Annotated in this window: 22 protein-coding genes; 17 read left to right on the top strand and 5 right to left on the bottom strand. The window is 51.5% G+C overall.

The genetic code is table 11. The features are described 5' to 3' along the window. The first annotated feature begins 2 nt into the window (after nucleotides 1-2). The 13 genes from AYJ59_RS10280 to argJ all read left to right on the top strand — a co-directional run bounded on the left by AYJ59_RS10280 (nucleotide 3) and on the right by argJ (nucleotide 16,303). Complete coding sequence (locus tag AYJ59_RS10280) at nucleotides 3-698, top strand: hypothetical protein (RefSeq protein WP_127120035.1); 696 nt, start codon at nucleotides 3-5, stop codon at nucleotides 696-698. Nucleotides 699-862: 164 nt separating this feature from the next. After that, the gene (gene sufB, locus AYJ59_RS10275) at nucleotides 863-2,347 is read left to right on the top strand and encodes a Fe-S cluster assembly protein SufB (RefSeq protein ID WP_127120034.1); all 1,485 of its coding nucleotides are present in this window, start codon (nucleotides 863-865) and stop codon (nucleotides 2,345-2,347) included. Between the two features lie 99 nt (nucleotides 2,348-2,446). Further along, entirely contained in the window at nucleotides 2,447-3,223 is a 777-nt protein-coding gene (sufC, locus tag AYJ59_RS10270; RefSeq protein ID WP_127120033.1) for a Fe-S cluster assembly ATPase SufC, read from the top strand. Nucleotides 3,224-3,231: 8 nt separating this feature from the next. Then, nucleotides 3,232-4,545 (top strand): Fe-S cluster assembly protein SufD, encoded by a 1,314-nt coding sequence (gene sufD / locus AYJ59_RS10265; RefSeq protein ID WP_127120032.1) that lies wholly within the window; start codon nucleotides 3,232-3,234, stop codon nucleotides 4,543-4,545. A 53-nt stretch (nucleotides 4,546-4,598) separates the two neighbouring features. Further along, nucleotides 4,599-5,813, top strand: coding sequence for a cysteine desulfurase (locus AYJ59_RS10260; RefSeq protein WP_127120031.1), 1,215 nt, complete (start codon nucleotides 4,599-4,601; stop codon nucleotides 5,811-5,813). Nucleotides 5,814-5,909: 96 nt separating this feature from the next. Then, nucleotides 5,910-6,251 (top strand): hypothetical protein, encoded by a 342-nt coding sequence (locus AYJ59_RS10255; protein WP_127120030.1) that lies wholly within the window; start codon nucleotides 5,910-5,912, stop codon nucleotides 6,249-6,251. A 109-nt stretch (nucleotides 6,252-6,360) separates the two neighbouring features. Next, nucleotides 6,361-7,746, top strand: a complete 1,386-nt coding sequence (murC, locus tag AYJ59_RS10250) for a UDP-N-acetylmuramate--L-alanine ligase (RefSeq protein WP_127120029.1) — start codon at nucleotides 6,361-6,363, stop codon at nucleotides 7,744-7,746. Between the two features lie 24 nt (nucleotides 7,747-7,770). Next, nucleotides 7,771-8,709, top strand: a complete 939-nt coding sequence (locus tag AYJ59_RS10245; protein WP_127120028.1) for a D-alanine--D-alanine ligase — start codon at nucleotides 7,771-7,773, stop codon at nucleotides 8,707-8,709. A gap of 28 nt (nucleotides 8,710-8,737) precedes the next feature. Continuing rightward, complete coding sequence (locus tag AYJ59_RS10240) at nucleotides 8,738-9,436, top strand: cell division protein FtsQ/DivIB (protein WP_029939874.1); 699 nt, start codon at nucleotides 8,738-8,740, stop codon at nucleotides 9,434-9,436. A 57-nt stretch (nucleotides 9,437-9,493) separates the two neighbouring features. Then, nucleotides 9,494-10,747, top strand: a complete 1,254-nt coding sequence (gene ftsA, locus AYJ59_RS10235; protein ID WP_029939875.1) for a cell division protein FtsA — start codon at nucleotides 9,494-9,496, stop codon at nucleotides 10,745-10,747. Between the two features lie 71 nt (nucleotides 10,748-10,818). After that, nucleotides 10,819-11,739 carry a UDP-3-O-acyl-N-acetylglucosamine deacetylase gene (gene lpxC / locus AYJ59_RS10230; protein ID WP_029939876.1) on the top strand — a complete coding sequence of 307 codons (921 nt, stop codon included), beginning with the start codon at nucleotides 10,819-10,821 and terminating at the stop codon, nucleotides 11,737-11,739. Between the two features lie 244 nt (nucleotides 11,740-11,983). Beyond that, nucleotides 11,984-14,725, top strand: coding sequence for a preprotein translocase subunit SecA (gene secA / locus AYJ59_RS10225; RefSeq protein WP_029939877.1), 2,742 nt, complete (start codon nucleotides 11,984-11,986; stop codon nucleotides 14,723-14,725). 369 nt (nucleotides 14,726-15,094) lie between these two features. Then, entirely contained in the window at nucleotides 15,095-16,303 is a 1,209-nt protein-coding gene (gene argJ / locus AYJ59_RS10220; protein WP_127120027.1) for a bifunctional glutamate N-acetyltransferase/amino-acid acetyltransferase ArgJ, read from the top strand. A gap of 128 nt (nucleotides 16,304-16,431) precedes the next feature. Here the strand turns inward: argJ and hisC are convergent, their stop codons facing one another. Continuing rightward, on the bottom strand, nucleotides 16,432-17,490 hold the full coding sequence (hisC, locus tag AYJ59_RS10215) for a histidinol-phosphate transaminase (RefSeq protein ID WP_029939879.1): 1,059 nt from the start codon (nucleotides 17,488-17,490) through the stop codon (nucleotides 16,432-16,434). A 157-nt stretch (nucleotides 17,491-17,647) separates the two neighbouring features. Between hisC and AYJ59_RS10210 the strand changes: the two genes are divergently transcribed. Then, on the top strand, nucleotides 17,648-18,598 hold the full coding sequence (locus AYJ59_RS10210) for a Nudix family hydrolase (RefSeq protein WP_029939880.1): 951 nt from the start codon (nucleotides 17,648-17,650) through the stop codon (nucleotides 18,596-18,598). A 13-nt stretch (nucleotides 18,599-18,611) separates the two neighbouring features. Here the strand turns inward: AYJ59_RS10210 and AYJ59_RS10205 are convergent, their stop codons facing one another. Both AYJ59_RS10205 and coaE read right to left on the bottom strand, forming a co-directional pair. After that, nucleotides 18,612-19,037 (bottom strand): hypothetical protein, encoded by a 426-nt coding sequence (locus tag AYJ59_RS10205; protein ID WP_029939881.1) that lies wholly within the window; start codon nucleotides 19,035-19,037, stop codon nucleotides 18,612-18,614. Between the two features lie 155 nt (nucleotides 19,038-19,192). Beyond that, nucleotides 19,193-19,783, bottom strand: a complete 591-nt coding sequence (coaE, locus tag AYJ59_RS10200; RefSeq protein ID WP_029939882.1) for a dephospho-CoA kinase — start codon at nucleotides 19,781-19,783, stop codon at nucleotides 19,193-19,195. 222 nt (nucleotides 19,784-20,005) lie between these two features. Here coaE and AYJ59_RS10195 point away from each other — a divergent pair, with 222 nt between their 5' ends. Further along, on the top strand, nucleotides 20,006-21,823 hold the full coding sequence (locus AYJ59_RS10195) for an N-acetylglutaminylglutamine amidotransferase (protein ID WP_029939883.1): 1,818 nt from the start codon (nucleotides 20,006-20,008) through the stop codon (nucleotides 21,821-21,823). Nucleotides 21,824-21,979: 156 nt separating this feature from the next. Beyond that, nucleotides 21,980-22,327, top strand: a complete 348-nt coding sequence (gene grxD, locus AYJ59_RS10190) for a Grx4 family monothiol glutaredoxin (RefSeq protein WP_029939884.1) — start codon at nucleotides 21,980-21,982, stop codon at nucleotides 22,325-22,327. A gap of 82 nt (nucleotides 22,328-22,409) precedes the next feature. On the opposite strand, the gene rnt is transcribed toward grxD, so the two are convergent. Beyond that, nucleotides 22,410-23,030 carry a ribonuclease T gene (rnt, locus tag AYJ59_RS10185; RefSeq protein WP_029939885.1) on the bottom strand — a complete coding sequence of 207 codons (621 nt, stop codon included), beginning with the start codon at nucleotides 23,028-23,030 and terminating at the stop codon, nucleotides 22,410-22,412. After that, nucleotides 23,023-24,312, bottom strand: coding sequence for an amino-acid N-acetyltransferase (argA, locus tag AYJ59_RS10180; protein WP_127120026.1), 1,290 nt, complete (start codon nucleotides 24,310-24,312; stop codon nucleotides 23,023-23,025). The genes rnt and argA overlap by 8 nt, the downstream gene beginning before the upstream one ends. A 98-nt stretch (nucleotides 24,313-24,410) precedes the next feature. Between argA and ilvD the strand changes: the two genes are divergently transcribed. Further along, entirely contained in the window at nucleotides 24,411-26,264 is a 1,854-nt protein-coding gene (ilvD, locus tag AYJ59_RS10175; protein ID WP_029939887.1) for a dihydroxy-acid dehydratase, read from the top strand. Nucleotides 26,265-26,280 lie beyond the last annotated feature (16 nt).

Below are 26,280 nucleotides of genomic sequence, written 5' to 3'. Positions count from 1 at the left end.
CTGTGTCGGATGCGATTCGTTTAATCGGTTTGCCAGGCAGCGGCAAAACCCGGTTTAAAAATGCATTTCACGCCGCTTTTCCGGAGGCTGTTGTGGACGAGGTTTCGGCGGAAGCGGCTTCGAGTGCGCAGGCGCAACGAACCTGGTGCGTGATTGATGTGCGTAGTCCGGTGCAGGATGCAGAAGCTCAGGCCTGGTTAAAAGCCATGTTGCAAACCGCTACCGGTATTGTATTCAGTTTTGTGGAAACCGCCGATATGACAATGCAGGCGAAATGGCAGGCCTGGCTGAAATCGGCCTGTCCGGACGCGTTACCGCGTTATCGCTGGTTCAGTCATGCGGCATTGGGCGATTGGAATTGGCGCCAATTTGATGTGCCAGACCAGGTTTGTTCGGTCGATTTTGCGGTGCCGTCGCTGGATACTTTCCGTTTCGATTTTGACTCTGGCTCCCTGCATTTGGAACATTTGCTGTTTGGTCTGGATACGATGAAGCAGAATCTCGGTGCGCGGCTTTGGCGGGTTCAGGGCGTGGTGATGACCTCCGAATACCAAAATCCGGTTGCGATTGAGGGGCAAATCGATCGTTGGGATACCTATGCCGGTGTTCTGGACGGGTCAGGATATTTGTGCCTGCAAGGGGAGAATCTGCAACGGGCCTTGTTGCAGGAAATTATCGACGCCAGTCGCTTGTCCTAAACGCCGGAATCGGGGTGAATTCGATTAAGGAAAAAATCGTATGGATGCTTTATAATCGGCGCTTTTCATCGATTTTAGAGCGAAACAATCACTGGACAAAAAAGCAATTTCCGACTAGAATGGTCAGAAATTAAATGATTCAGTTGGAAAACGAATAACAGACCATGTCAGAAGCGACTCAATACCAAGAAATCAACGACTTGTTGAGCAAGAATAAAGGCTACAAGGAAGGCTTTTTTACGCAAACGACCGTTGAAACCTTTGAAAAGGGCTTGAACGAAGCGGTTATCCGTGCGATTTCGGCGAAGAAGAACGAGCCGGAATGGATGTTGGATTTCCGTTTGAAAGCGTTTGCACATTGGCAGACCATGAAAGAGCCGCATTGGGCCAAGGCCGAATACGAGCCGTTGGATTATCAGGATTACAGTTATTATTCCGCGCCGGAATGTTCGGCCTGCGGTGACCAGTGTGCGACGGACGAACCCGTCGAGCCGGAAATGGACCCGGAAGTGGCGAAGGCGTTTGCGGCGTTGGGTGTTCCGGTGTTCGGTGACGAAACGGCGGATAAAACCGATATCGCCGTGGATGCAATTTTTGATTCGGTGTCGGTCTCGACCACCAAACGTGAAGAGTTGTCCAAACTTGGCATTATCTTCTGTTCTTTCTCTGAAGCGGTTCAGGATCATCCTGAACTGGTGCAACAGTATTTGGGCACGGTGGTGCCGTATCACGACAACTATTTCGCAGCCTTGAACTCTGCGGTGGCTTCCGACGGAACGTTTGTCTATGTACCGGAAGGTGTTCGCGCGCCGATGGAATTGTCGACTTATTTCCGCATCAATGAAGCGAAAACCGGACAATTCGAGCGCACCATCCTGATTGCGGACAAGAACAGTTATGTCAGCTACCTGGAAGGCTGTTCGGCACCGGTGCGCGATTCGTACCAGCTGCATGCGGCGGTGGTCGAAGTCATTGTGCATGAAAATGCCGAAGTCAAATATTCCACGGTTCAGAACTGGTATCCGGGCGACGAGGACTGCGAAGGCGGGATTTTGAATTTCGTGACCAAACGCGGCGTCTGTGAAGGCAAGAACTCGAAGTTGTCCTGGACACAAGCGGAAACCGGGTCGGCGATTACCTGGAAATATCCGAGCTGTGTTCTGAAAGGGGATAATTCCATCGGTGAATTCTATTCGGTGGCCTTGACGAATCGTCGTCAACAGGCCGATACCGGTACCAAGATGATTCACATCGGTAAGAATACCCGCAGCACCATTATTTCCAAAGGGTTGTCGGCCGGAAAATCCGACAACACCTATCGTGGCTTGGTGAAAATTCTACCGACGGCCGAGAACGCCCGGAACTTCACCCAGTGTGATTCCATGCTGATCGGTGACCAATGCGGGGCGCATACTTTTCCATACATTGAAGTGGAAAACTCCACCGCGAAGATGGAACACGAAGCCACCACGTCCCGAATTGGTGAAGATCAGTTGTTCTATTGTCAGCAGCGCGGTATCAGCGAGCAGGACGCCATTTCCATGATTGTGAACGGTTTCTGTAAGGAAGTGTTCAGCGAGTTACCTCTGGAGTTCGCGCAGGAAGCGGAAGAGCTCTTGGCCATCAGCCTGGAAGGCTCGGTCGGATAAAAAGAATAACGATAATATTTTAGACTGCCATGCATTGAGCGGTAATGGATTGAATTAAGTCGTTTGAAAGTTGTGCTTTCATCGAGTGAGAGAGATTAGATGTTACTAAAAGTTGAAAACCTACATGCGGAAGTCGCTGAAGACAGCGGCAAGCAAATTCTGAAAGGATTGAACCTGGAAGTGAAGCCGGGTGAAGTGCATGCCATTATGGGGCCAAACGGGGCCGGTAAAAGTACCTTGTCCAGTGTGTTGGCCGGACGAGAGGATTATGAAGTCACCGAGGGGGCGGCTGAGTTCGACGGCGAAGATTTATTGGATATGGATCCGGAAGAACGTGCCCGTAAAGGCTTGTTTTTGGCGTTTCAATACCCGGTGGAGATTCCGGGTGTCAGTAACAAACTGTTTATGCAGACAGCCGTGAACGCCATTCGCGAAGAAAAAGGCTTGCCGGCGTTGGACATGTTCGACTTCGACGAATACGCCCAAGCGAAAATCGATTTGTTGAATATGCGCAAAGATTTGTTGGAACGTTCGGTTAATGTCGGCTTCTCCGGTGGTGAAAAGAAGCGTAACGATATTTTCCAGATGGCACTGTTGGAGCCGAAGTTATGCATTCTCGACGAAACGGATTCCGGCCTGGATATCGATGCCATGAAAGTGGTGGCGAATGGTGTGAATTCCTTGCGCGACGATGAGCGTAGCTTTATCGTCGTGACGCATTATCAGCGTTTATTGGATTACATCAAGCCCGATCATGTCCATGTGTTGTATGACGGAAAAATTGTCAAGTCCGGAGGCTTCGAGTTGGTGCATGAACTTGAAGAAAAGGGCTATGACGACATCATTCAAGCCCACGACGCATCCGGCTCGGAGTAAGGTGTCTCATGACTGTAGCGGTTACCCCTAAAATGAGTCCGGCGGCGCGCCAAATGCTTGATCATCTGGTCGCCGAAGCCCGTAAGTTAAACGATAACACTCAAGCCGAAGCGCTTGTGCAAAAACGCTTGGAGGCTGAAAGCCGTCTGTTGGCGAAAGGTCTGCCGACCCGTAAGGACGAAGACTGGCAATACACCTCTTTACTGCCGTGGTTGCAGCACCATTTTGAAATCAAAGCGCCGGGTGCGGAACCGAGTTTGGAAGCTTTGCAGGCCCATTTTCTGCCGGAAGACGCGATTCGGTTGGTGTTTGTCGATGGGACTTTTTCGGAAGCGCTGTCCGCCGGTTTCGATTTGATTCCCGATGCCTTGTCGATTGAAATGGCCGACGCCGATGCGATTCAAACCATTGCGCCTATGGCGGAAGCGGATGCCTTTGAACTGATGAATGAATTGGTGTTGGATCAGGGGCTGACATTGCGACTGGAAGATCAGGCGGCCTTGGACGTTCCGGTGTATGTGGTCCAAGTACAGACTCAGTCGGAACGTTTGACCAATCTGCGCATGCAGGTGGAAGTGGGTGAAAATGCCGAAATGGCATTGATCCAGCAGTATGTCTGTTTGGACGGCGTTGAATCAGTGTTTGTGAATGAGCTGGCGCACCTGCACTTGGCCAAGCACGCCCGTATGAAACAGGTCGTCTTACAAGACTTAAGCCGAAACAGTTTTTACTTTAACCATCAGTATTTCCGTCAAGCAGAAGCGTCGGACTTGTCGACGGTGTATCTTGGTTTGGGCGCGGAGATTTCGCGTCACCAGAACCAAGTGGCTTTGACAGGCTCCTATGCCGAATGTGAGCAGAACTCTATCGGGTTTGGTGCTGATAAGCAAGTGGTGGATTCCCGCACGGAAACCTTGCATCAGGTGGCGCACTGTAATAGCCGTCAGTTGCACAAGTTTGTGTTGGACGGTCAAGCCCGCGGCGTTTTCAACGGCATGATTTACGTGGCGAAAGACGCTCAGAAAACCGATGGCCAAATGGATAATAAAAACCTGTTGTTGTCCAATGACGCCAAGATGGACACCAAGCCGCAATTGGAAATCTACGCCGATGATGTGAAATGTTCGCATGGTTGTGCTTCCGGTCAAATTGACGAAAACCAATTGTTTTATGCGCAGGCGCGGGGCATTCGCAAACCGGATGCGATGCGGTTGATCACTCAGGCCTTTTTGTTGGAACCGCTGGAAGGCGTGTCCAATTTGGCGCGACATCAGTGGCTGGCGTCTCAGGTTATGCGCAAGCTTGACCAAGCTATGGCTTGATGGTTTCTGGTAAGATAGATGACTTTTTACAACCACGATAATAAGAACAGAATATGAACCTTTCGGACGTTAAAGACGCCTTTCCCATCCTGAAACAACTCGAAAACGGCCAGCCGCTGGTCTATCTGGACAGTGGCGCCACGGCGCAGACACCGGTATCGGTCATTGATACCATTGCCCGTTATTACCGTGAAGAAAACGCCAATGTGCATCGCGGCGTTTACGGTTTGAGCGAACGGGCGACCGACGCTTATGAAGGCGCTCGCAGCAAAGTCCGACGGTTTTTGAATGCGGCGTCGGACAAGGAAATTATTTTTGTACGCGGGACAACCGAAGCGATTAACCTGGTCGCGCAAACCTGGGGACGCCGTCACCTGAAAGCCGGAGACGAAGTGGTGATTACCGAAATGGAGCATCACTCCAATATCGTGCCTTGGCAGTTGCTGCGTGAGGAGCTTGGTATCAAATTGGTGGTGGTGCCGATGACGGATGACGGTGAAATCCGCCTGGCCGATTTCGAAGCCTGTTTGACGTCAAAGACTCAATTGGTGTCGGTGGTGCATATGTCCAATGCGCTCGGTACGATTAACCCGGTGGCAGACATGGTGCAAGCCGCCAAAAAGGTGGGGGCCAAGGTCTTGTTGGATGGCGCGCAGGCCGTGCCGCATATGAGCGTGGATGTCCGAGCATTGGATTGCGATTTTTATGCTTTTTCCGGTCACAAGCTGTATGGTCCGACCGGCATCGGTGTGCTCTATGGCAAAGAAGCGCTTCTGGGCGCCATGCCGCCGTATCAAGCCGGTGGTGATATGATTTATTCCGTGACCTTTGACAAGACGGAATACAACGTGTTGCCGTACAAGTTTGAAGCCGGTACGCCGAACATTTCCGGTGCCATCGGTTTGGGGGCCGCCATTGATTTCGTCGAATCCATCGGGTTGGATACGATTGCCGCCTATGAGCACGATCTGCTGACCTATGCCACCCGTCAGTTGCAAACCATTGATGGATTGCGCATCATCGGAACGGCACCGAATAAGGGCGGTGTCATTTCCTTTATTGTCGAGGGAACACACCCGCATGATATGGCAACATTGATGGATCAGGATGGCATCGCTTTGCGGGCCAGCCACCATTGTGCCATGCCGGTGATGCAGCATTTTGATGTGCCGGCTACGCTCCGAGCATCTTTCGGCGTCTACAACACTCATGAGGATATCGACCGTTTGGTCGCGGCTGTTGAAGAAGCACGAACTATGCTAGTATAGGGTTTGAACCTTCATTATTGAACAGTCGTCCCGTTTGCCCAGCGATTTTGAACGCTTCGCTCAAACGCATGTACGACGGCTTGAGTGAGACGTTTTATGAGCCCGTCAGACGAGTTGAACACATCCTCGGAGCCTTTTCACTGGATTCGACTGGATTTAGTGCCATTGCCCGATTCCAATCGGTGTGAAAAAACCTTGTTTTGGAACCCGAGTACCGAAGCCTTATTGGGTGATGGGGCGGAAGAGATTCTTGCTTTGGTCGATGAAGCCCTTCAAGCCGGACACCTGAACGGCGCCACCCTGTCTCACTTTGAAATTACTCAGCCACTCAGCAAACCTTCCGAGCTTGCCGCGATTTTAACCCAGCATTATTGGGTGGTGCCCGAACCGGTAAAATCACCAGGCCTGGCCGAAATCGAACCGGAATTACTGCATTGACGTCGGACGGAATACGCAGGTTGATTTCGACCGACTTTTTACCGAATTTCGTGAAAAAACACCCCGGAAGGCGGTATGATATGCCAGATTCAGAAGGGTTGTTTTTTTAATGAAAGATCAAGTCAAACAAATTCATTTCGTCGGTATCGGCGGCGTTGGTATGGCCGGTATCGCGGAAGTCTGTCTGAACCTGGGGTTCACCGTTTCCGGTTCGGATTTGAAAGAAAATCCGACGGTGAATCGCCTGAAATCCCTCGGGGCCCTCATTCAAATCGGTCATGCGGCCGAGCATGTTCAGGACAGTGATGTGGTGGTAGTTTCCACCGCCATCGCCAGAGATAATCCGGAAGTCAGCTTCGCCAAGGAAAGCCGGATTCCGGTCATTCCCAGAGCCGCCATGTTGGCGGAGTTGATGCGCATGCGGTTCGGCATCGCCATTGCCGGTACCCACGGCAAAACCACCACCACCTCTTTAGCGGCGGCTATTCTGACTCAAGGCGGTCTGGATCCGACGTTTGTGATTGGTGGCAAGCTAAACCAAGTCGATTCCAATGCCCGCTTGGGAGGAAGTCAGTATTTGGTCGCCGAAGCGGATGAGTCCGACGCTTCTTTTTTGCATTTATCACCGATGATGTCGGTGGTCACCAATATCGACGAAGACCATATGGACACGTACCAGGGAGATTATCAAAACCTGGAAAACACTTTTGTTGAATTTATCCACCGCTTGCCCTTCTATGGTTTGGCGATTCTGTGCTATGAAGATTCGAACATTCGCGATATGTTGCCGAAGCTGTCGCGTAAAACCCGTACTTATGGTTTTTCGGATCAGGCGGATGTGTATGCGTCCAATGTTCGGCACGACGGGCTGGCGATGTTGTTTGAGGTCCATGCCGAGAATAAACCGGTGTTTGAAGTCCGTTTGAATCAGCCGGGGCGCCATAATGTCCTGAATGCGCTCGCGGCCATTACCGTCGGTTTGGAATTGGATGTGTCGGTGGAGGCCATTCAACAGGCGTTGGGCGAATTCGGGGGCGTGGGGCGTCGTTTTGAAGTTTATCCGAACCGCTGGATTGGCGGCAAAGACGTGACGTTGGTGGACGATTACGGTCACCATCCGACGGAATTGTCGGCCACCATATCTACCGCGCGTCAGGCGTTTCCAAATCGTCGTTTGGTGCTGGTGTTTCAGCCGCATCGTTACAGTCGTACGCGTGATTTGTTCGATGACTTTGTCCAAGCCCTGGTGGAGGCCGATTTAGTGGTGTTGACGGATGTTTATGCCGCGGGGGAAGCGCCTTTGGCGGCCTTCGATTCCAAAGCCTTGTTGCAGGCGATGCGGTTGCGAGGGCATAAGGATAATCTGCACGTCGAATCCTTAGAGGAACTCAATGAATTAATGACGCCGGTGTTGTTGGACGACGATGTGGTGTTGGTGATGGGTGCGGGCGATATTGGCCAAGTCGCGCGTCAATGGAAAGAACAATCCGCGTAATGCGCGAACGAAGAGATGGAAAGCATGCAAGAACCTTGGAACAGAACCGATTTGAATGATGCGCTGGGGCGGGTCGCGGTCTTGATGGGCGGAACCGCCGCTGAACGTGACATTTCGTTGAAGAGCGGGACCGAAGTTGCCAAAGCCTTGCAGCAAACCGGTGTGAATGCGACAGCGTGTGATGTGAAAAGTGTTCAGGACGTGCTGGCGGTCACCGAGCAGTATGACCGGGCTTTTATCGCGTTGCACGGTCGTTGGGGTGAGGACGGTGGTGTTCAAGCCCTGCTGGATGCGTTGAAATTTCCGTATACCGGCAGTCAAATGACGGCGTCAGCTTTGGCGATGGATAAGCTGCGCACCAAATGGTTGTGGCAGGGTGTAGGCTTGCCGACGCCCGGTTTTCAGGTGGTATCGCCGTCCCGGCCGTTTGATAAAGGCGGGTTCGATTTGCGCTTTCCGGTCATTGTGAAACCGAGCCATGAAGGTTCCAGTATCGGCATGCGAAAAGTCGATGATTTGGATTCTCTGGAAGACGCCATTGCGTTTGCGCAGGATTACGATACGGAAATTTTGATCGAGCAATGGGTAACCGGGCGGGAATATACCTGTGCGGTGCTGGGCGATTCGGCCTTGCCGATGATTCATTTGAAAACCGATCACGATTTTTACGATTTTGATGCCAAATACCAATCCAGCACCACGCAGTATATCTGTCCCTGCGGGTTGCCGCCGGAACAGGAAGCCAGCATTCAAGCCTTGGTGGTGGAAGCGTTTCATGCCGTCGGTGCACGTCATTGGGGGCGAGTGGACTTGATGTTGGACGAAAACGACCAGGCCTGGTTGATTGAGTTGAACAGCGTGCCGGGGATGACGGACCACAGTCTGGTGCCGATGGCGGCAAAGGCGGCGGGCATCGATTTTCCGGAGCTGGTGCGTCGAATCCTGTCGATGACCTTGGCGTAATCTCATCAAAATAGGGCCGGAGTTTGAAGTGAAAAAGACATTATCCTTAGCGCTGGGCCTGGTTTTAGTGGCCTTAATTGCCGTATGGGTGGCTTTTTCACCGGCACGAGTGATTACCGAGGTGCAGCTCAACGGCGATTTGGAACGTTTGAAGCCGGCCGATATCGAACAAATGGTGTCGCCGTATGTCGGGCAATCGTTCTGGCGCATCGACTTGGAACGATTGCATGCCGATATTCTGCACTTGGATTGGGTGTATAAAGTTAAGGTCAAACGTCGTTGGCCGAATAAGCTGATTTTGGAAATCACCGAACAGAAACCGGTGGTGCGTTGGGGTGATGATGGCTTATTGAATCAGGAAGGGGATATTTTTTACCCTTATAACATTGAACCGTTTCAACGCATGGTGGTGCTGGATGGCGAGGCGATACAATCTCGCGCTTTATTGCAAAAGTTAACGGCGTTTCAGAACGCTTTTTCAACACTGGGTTGGACGATTGATGCCATGACGGCTCAGGCTGACGGGGTGTGGCGAATTCACTTTCTGTCGGGCGCCACAGTGTTGTTGGATAATGAGGATTGGCAAGGCAAGTTGGACCGCTTTATCCGGGCCTACCCGAAGACCAATCCGGACTTAAGAAAATTCGCACACGTATTCGATTTACGCTATAGTAATGGCTTTGTAATCAAGCAAAAAACGCCGCAAAGTCGCCCGGCCTCCGAATAACGAAAAATTCGCAAAAATGCGGTCTCGGCATTATGCATAGAAAGGTGAAAAAAACGAATGGCAAGAAAGCAGCAGACTCCTCATTCCAATATTGTGATCGGACTTGATATCGGGACGTCGAAAATCGCCGCGATTATCGGTAAAGTGAAACCGGATGGTGGGATTGAAGTCGTTGGAATGGGCACCCACCCTTCAAAAGGTTTGAAAAAAGGGGTGGTGGTGAACATTGATTCGACGGTCGAGTCGATTCAGCGAGCCATTGACGAAGCCGAAAGAATGTCCGGTATCAAAGCGGAATCGGTTTCGGTGGGCATTGCCGGCAGTCATATCGGCAGCTTCAATTCCAACGGGATGGTCGCCATCAGCAATCAGGAAGTTCAGGAAGAAGACGTCCAACGCGTGATTGATGCGGCGCAAACCATTGCTATTCCCGGTGACCAGGAAGTGTTGCACATTTTGCCGCAGGAATTCATGATCGACAACCAAGGCGGCATTCGTGAACCCATCGGGATGTCCGGTGTGCGGTTGGAAGCCAAAGTGCACATGGTCACCGGTTCGGTCAGCGCGGCCCAAAACATTACCAAGTGCGTTGAACGCTGTTCCTTGAAAGTGGATAACCTGATTCTGGAGCAACTGGCGTCTTCGGAAGCGGTGTTGTCGGAAGATGAAAAAGAATTGGGCGTATGTCTGGTTGATATCGGTGGCGGCACCACCGATATCGCCATTTTCCAGAATGGCGCCATCCGCCATTCCGCCGTGATTCCGGTGGCGGGCGACCAGGTCACCAATGACATTGCCATGGCGTTGCGCACACCGAAACAAGCCGCGGAAGACATCAAGAAGAAATACGCTTGCGCACTGCCACAGTTGATTTCGCAGGATGAAGAAATTGAAGTCCCGAGTGTGGGCGATCGTCCGGCTCGATGCTTGTCCCGCCATACCTTGGTCGAAGTAATCGAACCGCGTTATGAAGAACTGTTTCAGTTGATTCAAGCCGAGCTACGCCGTACTGATTTTGAAAATAAAATCGCCGCGGGTATTGTGTTAACCGGGGGCAGTTCACTGGTAGAAGGCGCGGTGGAGTTGGCCGAGGAAGTGTTCCATATGCCGGTTCGTCTTGGCATGCCATTGGAAGTTTCCGGTTTGAAGGAAGAGGTGCGCAGTCCGTCTTTCGCCACTACGGTCGGTTTGTTGATGTATGCGAAAGAACACCAACCGACACCGGTTTCCGCTGAAAAACCGCAAAAAGCCAGCTCGGACAGAGAGTCGGTTCTGAACCGAATGAAAAACTGGTTCAGCAATAATTTTTAGAATGGGCAATGTGACATTTGTGTTAAAATTTCACGCTTGTCGTTTGATTAAGCAAAATTGAAGAAAGTCACGTGAAACAAAGAACGCTTGCCAATTCCATCAAAGCCAAAGGCGTGGGGCTGCACACCGGTCATAAGTCGGTGATGACACTTCGTCCGGCGCCGGTGAATACCGGAATCGTTTTCCGTCGGGTCGATTTGGATCCCATCGTCGAGTTTCCGGTTTCGCCGGAACTGGTTAAAGAAACCACCTTGTGCACCACCATCGTTCAGGAACAACAAGACAAGCGCATCAAAATCGCCACAATTGAGCATTTGATGTCGGCGTTGGCCGGTGTCGGTATCGACAATCTCTACATCGACATTACCGCCGATGAAGTCCCGATTATGGATGGCAGTGCGTCGCATTTCATCTTCTTGTTGCAGTCGGCCGGCGTTGAGCTACAGGATGCGTCGAAAAAGTTCATTCGTATCAAAAAGCCGGTCAAGGTTACGAATGACAAGGGTGGCGTCGCTCAATTTGAACCTTATGACGGTTATCGCTTGAACTTCTCGATTGAGTTCGACCATCCGGCGTTTGACCAGACCGCGGAAAAAATGACCTTGAGTTTTTCCTCGACCGCCTATTTCAAAGAAGTCAGCCGTGCCCGTACCTTTGGGTTCATGAAAGACATGGAAAAGCTGCGCGCACAGAACCTAGGTCTGGGTGCGGGGTTGCACAACGCCATCGGTCTGGATGAGAATGGTGTCGTCAACCGGGAAGGGTTGCGGGACAAGGACGAATTCGTCCGCCATAAAATTTTGGATGCCGTCGGCGATTTGTTTATGGCTGGTCACGCTATTATCGGTGAGTTCACAGCGCATAAGTCGGGTCATGCGTTAAACAATCAATTGTTGCGCGCGTTGATTGCCGATCCGGAAGCTTATGAAGTGGTGACCTTCGAAAACGAAGAGCCGCCGGTTCAATATGGCAGTAGCAAAATCCTGTTGTAATTCTCAAAAATGACAGCGCATTCCATCCCTTTGGAATGCGTCAAAAACACGTAAAAGTTCCCTTCATTTTTCCGCCCTTGAAATGTGTTAGAATTGTCCCCATTTAAAAGTGGCTTGTCAGGCTTTACAAGTCCGTCTTAAGGCGTAAACTGTGACAACACTGTAATCGTTAGACATCACTCCGGTGAGGCGTGCCGAATGACGCCGATCTGGTTTTTAAACTCTTTACTGGATTCAAGCGCTAATGGCTCTTAACATTTTCAAAAAACTTTTCGGCAGTCGTAATGAACGACTTCTCAAGCAGTATCGCAAAAAAGTACAGCAAATCAACGCACTCGAAGACACCTTTGCCCAGCTCAGTGACGAAGACCTGAAAGCGAAAACCGATGCGTTCAAACAGCAGATTGCCGACGGGATGTCGTTGGATCAGTTGTTGCCGGAAGCCTTTGCCGTAGTGCGTGAAGCTGGGAAGCGGGTCATGGGCATGCGCCATTACGACGTTCAGTTGATTGGGGGGATGGCGCTGCATGACGGTAAGATTGCCGAAATGCGCACAGGGGAAGGGAAAACCCTGGTCGCGACCTTACCGGCGTATCTGAATGCCCTGGCCGGCAATGGCGTACACGTCATTACCGTTAATGATTACCTGGCGTCACGTGATGCGGAATGGATGAGCCAGCTTTATGGTTTCCTTGGTCTGACGACCGGGGTAATTCTTTCCGGCCAGCCGGCCACTGAAAAGCAAGCCGCTTACAATGCCGACATCACTTACGGTACCAATAACGAATTCGGTTTCGATTACCTGCGCGACAACATGGCGATCTTCGTGGAAGAGCGCGTGATGCGCGGCCAGCCGTTTGCGATTGTCGATGAGGTGGATTCCATTTTGATCGACGAAGCCCGGACTCCATTGATTATTTCCGGACCGGCCGAAGACAAATCTGAGTTGTATCAGAAAATGAATCCACTGGTACAAGGCCTAGAGCGTGGTGAAGAAGACCTGGAAACCAAAACCGCCAGCGGCGATTACACCATTGACGAAAAGACCAAACAAATCCATTTGACTGATGAAGGTCACTCGAAGGTCGAAGCCATGCTGGTGGAAATCGGCCTGCTGAATGAAGGCGATTCGCTTTACGACGCCGAGCACATCAGTTTGATGAAATACGTCAATGCGTCTTTGCGGGCGCATTTGTTGTTTGAAAAAAACACCGATTACATTGTTCAAGACAATGAAGTCGTGATTATCGATGAATTCACTGGCCGTAAAATGGCCGGGCGTCGCTGGGGCGACGGCCTGCATCAGGCGGTGGAGGCGAAAGAAGGCGTCGCGATTCAAGCGGAAAGCCAGACTTATGCTTCCATCACCTTCCAGAACTATTTCCGTCAGTACGATAAGTTGTCCGGCATGACCGGGACGGCCGACACCGAAGCCGGTGAGTTTCTGTCCACTTATCAGTTGGAAGTGGTGGTGATTCCGCCGAATAAAACGCCGTTACGTCAAGATTTACCAGACCTGGTGTTTTTGGATATTGAAGGCAAGTTGAATGCCATCGTGCGCGACATCAAAGCCATGAAAGAATCCGGGCAACCGATTCTGATCGGGACGGCTTCCATCGAGATGTCCGAAGTCTTGTCTTCTTTGTTTGAAAAAGAAGGCATTAAACACAGTGTCTTGAACGCCAAGCAGCATGAGCGCGAAGCCAATATCATTGCCGATGCCGGGCGTCCGGGGGCTATCACCATCGCCACCAATATGGCGGGGCGCGGGACGGATATTGTGTTGGGCGGTAATCTGGAGTCCGAGCTGGAAGCCTTGGACAACCCGACCGATGAGCAAATTGCGGAAGTCAAAGCGGCTTGGCAGAAGCGTCATGATGAAGTCTTGGAAAAAGGCGGTTTGATGGTGCTGGGATCCGAGCGACACGAATCGCGTCGTATCGATAATCAGCTACGCGGACGTTCCGGCCGTCAAGGTGACCCGGGTGTGACGCGTTTTTATCTATCGTTGGACGATGATTTGATGCGTCGTTTTGCGTCGGAAAAAGTCAAAAACATGATGCGCCGTCTGGGCATGAAATCGGACGAAGCCATCGAACACAATATGGTCAGCAAATCCATTGAGCGTGCTCAGAAACAAGTCGAGCGCATGCATCAGGACGAGCGTGCTAACCTGTTGAAGTTTGATAACATCGCCAATGAACAGCGTAAGGTGGTGTATTCACAACGCAATGAATTGATGGAAGAGGAAGACGTCTCCGAAATCGTCGATTCCTTGCGTGCCAATGTGATTGAGTCGATTATGGCGAACTACATTCCGCCGGGCAGCATCGAAGAACAATGGGATGTGGCCGGGTTGGAAAAACAGTTGCAGGATGACTTGGGCCACACGTTACCGATTCAACAGTGGTTGGACGAAGACAAAGGGCTGTTCGAAGAAAAACTACGCGAACGTCTGGTGGACGAAGTCAAAGCCCTTTATCAGACCAAAATGGCTGTGGTGGACGAAAAAACGCGCCACCATTTCGAAAAAGAAGTGTTGCTGCGTACCATCGACAAACAGTGGCGCGAACATTTGAATGAAATGGATTATTTGCGTCGCTGGATTCACTTGAAAGGCTTTGCTCAGAAAGATCCGTTCCAGGAATATCGTTCTACGGCGGCGGATATGTTTGAGGCTTTCTTGGATGAAGTGATGTTTGAAACAGTGCAAACCTTGTCGATGGTTCAGATTCAAGGTGTGGACGATGTCGATGCCTATGAACAGCAGCAAATCGACGAACGTCCGCAGGCGTTGGAAGCCACGCATCCGGCTGCGCAAGGCATTGCCGATGCGATGGGCATGCCGTCGGGAGAGGCTGCTGAAGCGGAACCAACGGAAAAAGAAGGCACTTACCGACGTGAGGCGCCGAAAGTGGGGCGTAACGATCCGTGTCCGTGTGGTTCCGGTAAGAAATATAAACAATGTTGCGGTAAATTGAGTTAATATTTACCGAAGGAACCTCTTATTGAATCGGTTTGATTTCTGGCAACGCCAAACTTTCCAGATCTAGGCGTGAAGTTGAAGTAATGTCTAGACCTTACAAGACTTCACAACGCAGAACTGGTAATTTTGGCTAAGCCCCTTCGGGCGGGGCTTAAAGCCCACCTCTTCGTTGTTATGACTCTTGACCTTAGAATGACTAAGGTCGGCGAGCCACGCCTAGAATAGGTAGGCTTTAAGTCCCGCAGAAGCTCAAACCGATTCAATCAGAGGTTCCCTAACGGAGATTGAAAAAATCCACGTTGAGCGGAGTGTCGAGAAGCGATCGGACATTTCCATTCACGTGGATTTTTTAGTTTGGAGAAAGAAAACATGTCGCAACAACGTTTGATTCATCCGGTGGCGGGAGTGTACTTGGGCGCCACTCAAGCGAAAATTAAAAAAGCCGACAAAACCGATTTTGTCGTGGTGTCGTTTGTTGAAGGGAGCCGCACGGCGGCGACCTTTACGCAAAACGCCTTCTGTGCCGCGCCGGTGACGGTCGCTAAGGCGCATTTGCAGGCGACTGCTTGCCAAGCCCTTGTGATTAATAGCGGCAACGCGAATGCCGGAACCGGTCAGCAAGGACTGGAGGATGCCACGCAAACCTGCGAATGGGTGGCCAGAGAGTTAGGTTTGCCAACGGAAGCGGTGCTGCCATTCTCCACCGGTGTCATCGGCCAGAACCTACCGATGGATAAAATTGAAACCGCCATTCCGGATGCGATTGCCAATCAATCGATTGATGGTTGGGAAATGGCGGCGAAAGGCATTATGACCACCGATACCTGCGACAAAATCGTCAGTCGTCAAATCGACATCGATGGGGTACAGGTGACGGTGACCGGCATTTCCAAGGGGTCCGGCATGATTCACCCGAACATGGCAACCATGCTTGGGTTTGCGGCGACGGATGCCAAAATTTCCCAGGCCTGCCTGCAACAAGCACTCAGCGACGCCGTGAATGTGTCCTTTAACCGTATCACGGTGGATGGCGATACCTCCACCAATGATGCTTGTACGTTGACGGCGACGCAGCAAGCGGCGATGCCGGAAATCACCGAGACCGAGTCGTCCGCCTATCAAGCCTTTGCAGGCCTGGTCAAAGAGGTCATGACCGAATTGGCGCAAATGATTATCCGTGACGGCGAAGGCGCCACCAAGTTCGTCACAGTGCAGGTGGAAGGCGGCCAAAACTCGGACGAGTGTTTAAAGGTGGCGCATGCCGTGGCCTTATCGCCATTGGTGAAGACCGCGTTGTTCGCGTCCGACCCGAACTGGGGGCGGATTCTCGCCGCGGTCGGTCGGGCAGGCCTGGTCGATTTGGATATTGACGCTTTGCAGATTTATCTGGGAGAGGTTTTGTTGGTGGAAAACGGTGGTCGTGCTGATTCTTACACTGAAGAAGCCGGTCAAGCGGTGATGGATGAAACCGATATCTTGATTCGCATTGTCTTGAACCGGGGTGAGGCCTCGGAAATTGTTTGGACCACTGACTTTTCATACGACTATGTGAAAATCAATGCAGAGTATCGAACGTAATCGAATGTAAATTGAATCTAAACCCAACTTAATTAGAGTGGAAATCCGTTCTAACGAAGCATAAAAAAACGCCGGTCACGGCGTTTTTTTTGTTTTGGGGTATACGACGAGAACAAGTCGATACGTTTTTAGGCCAAAATTTCCGTTAAGGCTTGGCATAAGGCATCGGTTTCCGCATCGGTGCCGATGGTGATGCGCAGGTATTCGTCAATGCGCGGTTTATTGAAATAACGCACGATAATGGCCCGCTCGCGTAAGGCTTGGGCAATGTCGGCCGCGGCCTTATCCGGATGCGACGCAAACACGAAGTTGGCGGCCGAGGGGATGACCTGAAAGCCTTGTTGTTGCAGGAATTCGGTCAGACGATTTCGGGTGGCGATGATTTTATCGCAACTCGCTTCAAAGTAGCTTTCGTCTTCCATTGCGGCAACGGCACCGGCCACTGCCAACCGATCCAGCGGGTAGGAATTGAAGCTGTTTTTGACGCGTTCCAGCGCTTCGATTAAGTCCGGATGCCCCAGTGCGAAGCCCACACGTAACCCGGCCAAAGCGCGGGATTTTGAGAAGGTTTGCACCACCAATAGGTTTGGATAGCGATGAATCAATTGTGCAGCGGATTCACCTCCAAAATCGATGTAAGCTTCATCCACCACCACGACGGAATTCGGGTTGCCCTGCAAAATTTGTTCAATGGCTTGCAATGGCAAGAGTCGGCCGGTCGGTGCATTCGGGTTTGGAAAAATAATGCCGCCGTTTTCGGTTTGATAGTCGGCCGGTTGAATGGCAAATTCTTCATTGAGCGGTACGGTCTGGTACTCGACATCATACAGTCCGCAATAGACCGGGTAAAAGCTGTAGGTGATGTCGGGAAACAGAATCGGTTTATCCTGTTTCAGCAAGCCCATGAAAATATGCGCCAGGACTTCGTCCGAGCCGTTGCCGACGAAAACCTGATTGGTTTCCAACTGGTAATAATGCGCCAGCGACTGTTTCAGCGCATCCGAATTCGGGTCCGGGTACAGGCGGAGTTTGTCGTTGACCTGTGCTGAAATGGCTTCCAATACTTTCGGCGACGGCGGATAGGGACTCTCATTGGTATTGAGCTTGATGAGATTGTCCACTTTCGGTTGCTCACCGGGAACGTAAGGGGTCAGTTGATGAACGCGTTGGCTCCAGAATCGACTCATGGCGTGTTTTCCGTTTCGTTTCTTTGAATTAGATTAATGCTGGCTATTTTAACGTTTATCGATTATGGCTTCATGAAAAATGAATACTTTCAGGCCTGGCCGTTTTTTGCCAAAATAGAAGCATTCGAACCAAGGTTTCATAAAGGAAAAGACACGAATGAGTGAAAGACTTCAGATTGCCATCGGCGTTTTACGGCGGGGGAAACAGGTGTTATTGGCGCGCCGTCAATCTCACCAGCATTTGGCCGGTTTTTGGGAATTTCCGGGCGGAAAGTTGGAAGCGGGCGAAACGCCCGAAGCCGCGTTAACGCGCGAATTTGAGGAAGAGGTCGGGGTGACGACGAAAGATTGGCAACCGTTGATTCAAATTCCGTGGGATTATGAAAAGGTCTCGGTGTTGTTGAATGTCTATGAAACCGAGCAGTTTGATGGTGAGCCGCATGGTGCCGAAGGCCAAACGGTGCAATGGGCATCTATTTCGGAGTTAAGCCATTTTGAATTCCCCGACGCCAATCGAGGTTTGGTGCAAGCCTTGCAGTTGCCCGAGCATTATATGATTTCCGGTGGTTTTCACGATGCCGAGGATGCGCTCAGTCGGTTGGAAGCGGCGCTGGACGAGGGCATTCGTTTGGTGCAATTGCGGGCCAAAACCTTGGATGAATCGGCGTTTCAGGCGCTGGCGAAACAGGCCGTGGCGTTAACGCATCGTTATGCGGGCGCGCGGATTGTGTTGAACGGTAAACCGGAGGATTTGCAGGCGGTGCCGGACGCGGACGGCTTGCAATTGGCTTCAACGGCGATTATGGGATTGACGGAACGACCGATTCCGGATGACAAATTGTTGGGCGTGTCCACTCACAGCGATGTTGAAATCGCGAAAGCGTTGGAATTGAACGCCGATTTTATTCTGCTGTCACCGGTGAAAAAAACCCAATCGCATCCGGAACTTGAGGGGTTGGGCTGGCCGACATTTGCCGAGCAAGTGGCCAATGTGCCGGTGCCGGTTTTTGCGTTGGGCGGCATGAAACCAACGGATGTTGGTAAAGCGCGTCAGAATGGCGGTCAAGGGATTGCCGCCATTTCCGGTTTGTGGCCGGAGCCGATTTAATTCTCTAATGTATCTAAGTGTCCAGTTGCGCCCGTTCGGCATCGGAAAGCGGGGTTTTGGTCTTGAGGCTGGGGCTGATGTCCCGGCTTTTGATGGTGGTGACTTCAATGCGGTAAGCGGCGAGCGCTAGAGTCATTTTTTGCCAGTTGAGGCTTGAGACGGTCCAGTTGGTGTGAAAGTACATGCGTTCGTTGTTTTTCAAACAAAGGCTTTCGTAAATCAAGTCCATTTCCGGGTGGATTTCCACCAGTTCCAGATAAGCGGCTTCGTCCAGAATGTGTGCCGGGCTCAGTTCGCTGTCGTGCACCACTTGTTTGAATTCGTTGAGGGTCAGGCCCAGATCCGCCAGAAATTTGATGATGGTGTAGGCCAGTTCGCGTCTGGGAACGATGGCGGTGTAGCGGTAGTTGTCTCGAATGGATGTGACTTGGTAAGGCATAAAAGGCCTCGTTTAAACCCGCGTTAAGAGGATTGGATCGCTCGGTTAAAGCTCGAAAATGTGTTTCGAATCGACTCTGTTTCGTTCGCATTACTTCGAACAGCTTAACTCGAAAACCAGCTTAACAGATTTGAAATACTCTGAATAGAGTAAGTTTAATTGCGATCTTCGAGTAGGGTGTGCAGGGCTTGCTTGATGCGTTCAAGCGGTTGGTCAGTGCGGATAACATGGTCGGCGATGGCTAAGCGCGCCTCTCGTGAAGCCTGGTTTTCCATCAGGCGTCGAATGTCCGCCTCGGGCAGGGTGTCGCGTTGTAATGCACGTTGCAACTGCATGGCTTCCGGCAAATCCAGTACGATGGTTTCGTCAATGTAATCAGGTTTTCCGGTTTCGGCCAGCAGTGGGATTTCCACTACAATGGCCGGAGAATTTTGCCGACGAAGCTGTTCAATGGCTGCTTGAGTGCGTTCGCGAATCATTGGATGCAGAATGGCTTCCAGCTTGTGCTTGGCGTCTGGATTTTCGAGTATGCGCTGCCGTAACGCGGCGCGATCGAGTTCGCCCTGCTCCGTCAAAACATCGGAACCGAACGCTTGAACGATTTTGACCAGGCCTGGCTGGTTGGGCGCCACCAGCTCTCGCCCGATGGCATCGGCATCCAAGGTCGGAATACCGAGTGATTCAATGAGTTGTCGGATGGTGGTTTTACCACTGCCGATGCCGCCGGTGAGTCCGTATACTTTCATAATTGACCGATATGGGTTGGGAACGAATCGCAAAATCGTAACGAAATCGCTTTTAGCGACTTTAAAGTGTCCGGCGGAAAGAGTCAATAATTTGCGGTGGGATTCGTTAAAATAGAGTCCCTTTGATTCGACCGTCTTTTCAATAGAGGCGCCCTAGCATCAAAGACGAATCGGAAAACTCAGACAAAGGCAAAAACAGGTAAGCAGCAGGTAAAAAACTCTATGTGCGGAATTTGCGGAGAAATCTATTGGGACGGCCAACTATCCAGTGAAGCCGGATTGCGCCCGATGTTGTGCGAAATGGAACGTCGTGGTCCGGATGATGGCGGCACTTGGGTGCAAAACCATGTCGGTTTGGGGCATCGCCGCTTGTCGATTATCGATTTATCCGATGCCGGGCATCAACCGATGGTCGACGACGAATTGACCCTGGTGTTCAATGGCTGCATTTACAATTACGAAGCGTTGCGCTTGGAACTGATCGAGTTGGGCCATGATTTCCGGTCGCACTCCGACACCGAAGTGATTTTGAAAGCCTACCGCCAATGGGGCATGGACTGCGTCACCCGTTTTGAAGGCATGTTTGCGTTTGCGATTTGGGACGACCATCAGCACCAGTTATTGTTGGCACGTGATCGCTTCGGCGTCAAACCGCTGTATTATGCGCCGGTCAAAGGCGGGGTGAAGTTCGCGTCCAATACCCAGGCGTTGTTGGCGTCGGGCGGCATCGATACCGACATTGACCCGGTGGGGTTGCATCACCAATTCACTCTGCATGCCGTGATTCCCGCACCGCACACCATTTTGAAAGGCATTCGTAAGCTGGAACCGGGCCATTGGATGATTGTGAACCCGGACGGCCAAATCTTTAAAAAGGCGTATTGGCACTTAACGGCACAACGACCGCAAACGCCGGAGGCGCCGCAAACCGAGCAGGAATGGGTAGATGCGGTGCACGAGTCGCTCAAACAGGCGGTGCACAAGCGTTTGACGGCGGCCGACGTGCCGGTGGGCGTGTTGTTGTCCGGCGGGTTGGATTCCAGTTTGATTGTCGCCTTGTTGGCCGAAGCAGGTGTGGAAAATATCCGCACTTTCTCCATCGGGTTCGAAGATGTGCCGGAAGAAAAGGGCAGCGAGTTTGAATATTCCGATCAGGTCGTCGAACGTTACCAGACCCGGCATCAAAAATACTTGATTCCGAATGAGACGGTGTTGCCGAGATTGACCGAAGCGGTGGATGCGATGGCGGAGCCGATGTTCGGCCAGGATGCGGTGGCGTTTTATCTGCTGTCGGAACAGGTTTCGCAAGACGTGAAAGTGGTGATGTCCGGTCAAGGCGCGGACGAAGTGTTTGGCGGCTATTTTTGGTATCCGCTGATGGCGCAGGCCGCGGCGGAGTTGCCGGAAGGCGCCGACCCGGTCGACGCATTTGCACCATTCTATTTTGATCGCAGTCATGCAGAATGGTTGGAAATGATTGAAGACGATTACCATGTCACGGACGTGACCCGAGCCTTGATTAACGACCGTTTATCTGAAGAAGGCGCGGAGACGTATTTGGATCAAGTTTTGCGTTTGGATACTACCACGCTGATTGTCGACGATCCGGTGAAGCGCGTGGATAATATGACCATGGCGTGGGGCCTAGAAGCACGTGTGCCGTTTTTGGACCATAAATTGGTGGAATTGGCGATGTCGGCGCCGGCGGAATTAAAGTTGAAAGACTTTAAGCACCTGCTGAAAAAAATTGCCCGTGGATTGGTACCGGATTCGGTGATCGATCGCCCGAAAGGCTATTTTCCGATGCCGGCCCTGAAATATGTGCGTGGCCCGTTTTACAACATGATGAAGCGCGTGTTGACCAGCCCGGAAGCTCAGGCGCGTGGTATCTTTAAACCGGATTACATTCAACGCTTGCTGGATGCGCCGGAAGCGGAAGAAAACTTTACTGCCATTAAAGGCAGTAAGTTGTGGCATGCGGCGTTATTGGAGCTGTGGTTGCAACGACACGTTGATCCGTATCGCGATATTAATAATTGATGGATTGATGACAGTCGGGTTTTGGGATGGGGTGACGGGGAGAACCTATAGAAAGGGGATAAATCCGTCCTCGATTTTTCAACCGACTTTGTTATAATAACCCAGCAAATAACTCAGGTATTGGTGAAATTTCCAACCTGACTTTAGGAGAAAAGAATGGAAAATCAAGAAACCGAAACTCTTGCAAGAATTCACGAACAAGTGACTCAAAACCCGGTCGTGCTGTATATGAAAGGTACGCCGCAAATGCCGTCTTGCGGCTTTTCAAGCCGTACAGCAGAAGCGCTGGTGCAAACCGGTGAGAAATTTGCGTTTGTGAATGTCCTGGCGGATCCGATGATTTTTGAGTTCTTGCCGAAATATCAAGATTGGCCAACCTTTCCACAGCTGTATATCGGTGGTGAACTGCAAGGCGGTTGTGATATCACTTTGGAGCTGGCCGAATCCGGTGAGCTGAAGAAAATGATGGCCGACGCTAACGCGCAAGCAACACAAGACGCTTAAGTGTTTTGAGCGGTAACCATGGTTGCCGAACTAAAAAAACCGCCAGGCCTGGCGGTTTTTTTGTCGATGGAATTTTGGCTATTTAGAGGCCGGATGGCAAATTCAGCGGCCATTGATTGACGATTTTGCAAAACAAATCGGCGGTCTTAATGGTGTCGTATTCGGCTGAATGCGCTTTACTGTTGTCCCAGTCGATTTCCGCCATCTTGACGGCTTTGGCCAGCACGGTCTGACCATAGGCCAGGCCGGCCAGTGAAACGGTATCGAAGGTGCTGAATTCGTGAAACGGCGATTTGATTTTGCAGCGGTCGGCCGCGGCTTTGACAAAGCTTAAATCGAAAAAGGCATTGTGTCCGACCAGAATGGCGCGGCTGCAAGCGGTTTCCTTTAAACGCTGGCGAATCGGTTGGAAGCATTTTTCCAACGCCTCTTTTTCGGAGACGGCCATCCGAAATGGGTGGGTCGGGTCTTCGACACCGATGAATTTTAATGCGCTGGGATCCAGTTTGGAGCCTTTAAACGGTAGCACATTGGCTTGGACGGTTTGGTCGCGTTCCAGGTGACCGTCGCTATTCATTTTCAAGGTGACGACGGCGATTTCGATGAGGGCGTTTTCCTGTGGATCGAACCCGGCGGTTTCGACGTCGACGACGACCGGTAGAAATCCACGGAAACGGTCTTTGATGTGTATCACGTTATTCATGCAGTGTTTTTTGTAAGACCTTTGATTGTCTTTGATGGTTGTAAAAGGATTTTCGATTGACCGGCAGGCTGTCCGGTGAGGTTTCGTTGAAACCATGGCCGATAAACCAATGATGGGTGTGAGTGGTCAGCAAAAAAAGTGTATTCAGCCCAGATTGAAGTGCCTTGGTTTGGATGGCTTGCAGCAGTTCCTGGCCCAGCAGCATTTTTTGATAAGCCGAGTCAACGGCCAAACAAGCCAGCTCACCATTGTGTTCGTCAATCGGGTAGAGTGCGGCGCAACCGATAATCTGTTGGTCGATTTCGACGACCATGAAGTTGTCGATTTCCAGCTCGAGATTTTCGCGCGATCGCTTGGTGAGAATACCTTGTTCTTCCAGCGGCGCAATCAACGTGAGGATGCCGGCCACGTCTTCGATTTGCGCCGGGCGCAACTGATGATAACGGTCGGTGTAAATCAAAGTGCCGGAACCGTCGCGGCTGAAGAGTTCCAGCAACAGGGCGTTCGGATTGCTTTCCGCCATAAGGTGGATACGTTTGATTTGCTGCCCTTGGCTTTGCGCCAATTGCAGGATGCGCTGTGTTTCCGTATCTTGCGCGTCCAGATAATGGGAAATGTCTTTCAAGGACATGGCCTGCGGTAAAGAAGCGAGTGTTTCATCGGCTGAGAACAGCATCAGTTTGTCGGCTTGCAAAGCCGAGGCGATGGCAAACGCCTGTTCCAAAGTGTTGAGGTTGAACACCTCGCCGGTCAGGGAATAAGCCAAGGGTGTTAATAACGGGATTTGCCCGGCGTTCAGCAGACTTTCCACGGCGGTATTGTTGATTTTGCGCAGAATGCCGGTGTGTTGGAAATCGACGCCTTGAATCACGCCTTTGGGTTGGGCGATGACCCAATTGCCGGACACTATCGGTAAATGCAGATGGTGTTCGGCGCAGGCCTGGCTAAAAGCGGCTTCGAGTTGGGAGCGAACGTAACCGATGGTTTCCTGGAAGGTTTGAAGGTGTTCCCGTGCCGTGATGCGCACGTTTTGGTGACTTTCCCACTGAAGCCCTTTGGCTTCGAAAGCCTGGTCGATTTGGTGCGTGGCGCCCAGCGTCAAGACCACTTTCAAACCAAGATTGTTGAGCAGCACGCAATCCTTGGCCAGCTGCAGCAAGGCGGCCGAATGCGAAATGAGTTCGCCCGGCAGGTAGATCACGATGGTTTTATTGCGATGCTTGGCGATATAAGGCGAAGCTTGCCGCAAGTTATTCGTAAAATCTAATTCAGATTGCTGCATAGATATGAGAAAATGTTAAAAATTATAATTATATAAGTATAACAGGCCCGCGCGAAAAACGACATAGTCTGCGCGCCTGTGGGAGTAAGGAGAAAATAATGCCGGAATATCGCTCAAAAACGAGTACCCATGGACGTAACATGGCAGGCGCACGCGCTTTGTGGCGTGCGACCGGAATGACAACGGAAGATTTTGGAAAACCGATTATCGCGGTGGCGAATTCGTTTACCCAATTCGTGCCGGGGCACGTTCACCTGAAAGACATGGGGCAGCTGGTGGCTGGCGTGATTGAGCAGTCCGGCGGGATTGCCAAAGAATTCAATACCATTGCGGTCGATGACGGCATTGCAATGGGGCATGATGGTATGTTGTATTCCTTGCCGTCGCGTGATTTGATTGCCGATTCGGTCGAGTACATGTGCAATGCGCACTGTGCCGATGCCTTGGTGTGCATTTCCAACTGTGACAAAATCACTCCGGGGATGATGATGGCGGCGATGCGTTTGAACATTCCGACTATTTTCGTAACCGGCGGGCCAATGGAATCTGGGAAAACCGTCTTGGGCGGTACCGAAATCAAACTGGATTTGGTGGATGCCATGGTCATGGCCGCCGATGAACATTGCTCCGATTCGGATGTGGACGATGTGGAAATTTCCGCTTGCCCAACCTGTGGGTCCTGTTCCGGGATGTTTACCGCCAACTCCATGAACTGTCTGGCGGAAGCTTTGGGGATTGCGTTGCCGGGGAACGGCACGACACTGGCGACGCATGCAGATCGTAAACATTTGTTTGAAGAGGCCGGACGACGCATTGTTGAGCTGGCCAAGCAGTATTACGAAAAGGATGATGCATCGGTTTTGCCACGCTCGATTGCGACCTTGGAGGCGTTTGAGAATGCCATGGCATTGGATGTGGCCATGGGCGGTTCCACCAATACGGTCCTGCATTTGTTGGCGATTGCGCGTGAAGCGGAAGTGAATTTCAGCATGGCCGACATTGATCGTATTTCACGGAATGTGCCTTGTTTGTCGAAAGTGGCGCCGAACTCGAAAGTTTTCCATATGGAAGACGTTCACCGTGCCGGTGGCATCATGCGGATTCTGGGTGAACTGGACCGCGGCGGTTTAATTAATCGTGATGTATCGACGGTTCACGCTTCGTCAATGGGCGCGGCATTGGAGTTATGGGATATTACCCGCACCGACGATGAAGCGGTTCACACCTTCTTTAGAGCGGCGCCGGGAAATGTGCGTACCACAGAAGCCTTTAGTCAGAACAAACGTTGGAAAGAACTGGATGACGACGATGAAAACGGTTGTATCCGCAGCGTGGAGCATGCGTACACCAAAGAAGGCGGTTTGGCCGTGTTGTACGGTAATATCGCCCTGGATGGCTGTATCGTCAAAACCGCCGGTGTGGATGAGGAAATTTTCAAATTTTCCGGGCCGGCTCGTATTTACGAAAGCCAGGATGCGGCCGTCAGCGGTATTTTGGACGGCGAAGTGAAGTCGGGCGAAGTGGTCTTGATTCGTTATGAAGGCCCGAAGGGCGGCCCTGGTATGCAGGAAATGCTGTATCCGACCAGTTATCTGAAGTCGAAAGGTCTGGGCAAAGAGTGTGCCCTGTTGACCGATGGGCGTTTTTCCGGCGGGACATCCGGTTTGTCGATCGGGCATTGTTCACCGGAAGCGGCGGAAGGTGGCAACATCGGTTTGGTTGAAGCCGGTGATATCATCGAAATCGATATTCCAAACCGTACGATCAACGTCAATCTAACAGATGAAGAGTTGGCCGAAAGACGTCAGGCGATGGTGGCGAAAGGTAAAGCGGCCTGGAAACCAGCCAAGCCGAGGGAACGTAAAGTCAGTGCCGCTTTGAGGGCTTATGCCGCCATGACAACCAGTGCGGCGTTTGGCGCTGTACGAGATGTCGAGCAGATTGAACACTGAGCGTTTGAAAGATTTA

The organism is Thiomicrospira sp. S5, assembly GCF_003991075.1.
Classification (GTDB): Bacteria; Pseudomonadota; Gammaproteobacteria; order Thiomicrospirales; family Thiomicrospiraceae; genus Hydrogenovibrio; species Hydrogenovibrio thermophilus.
This window is presented reverse-complemented; position numbering and strand designations above follow the sequence as displayed.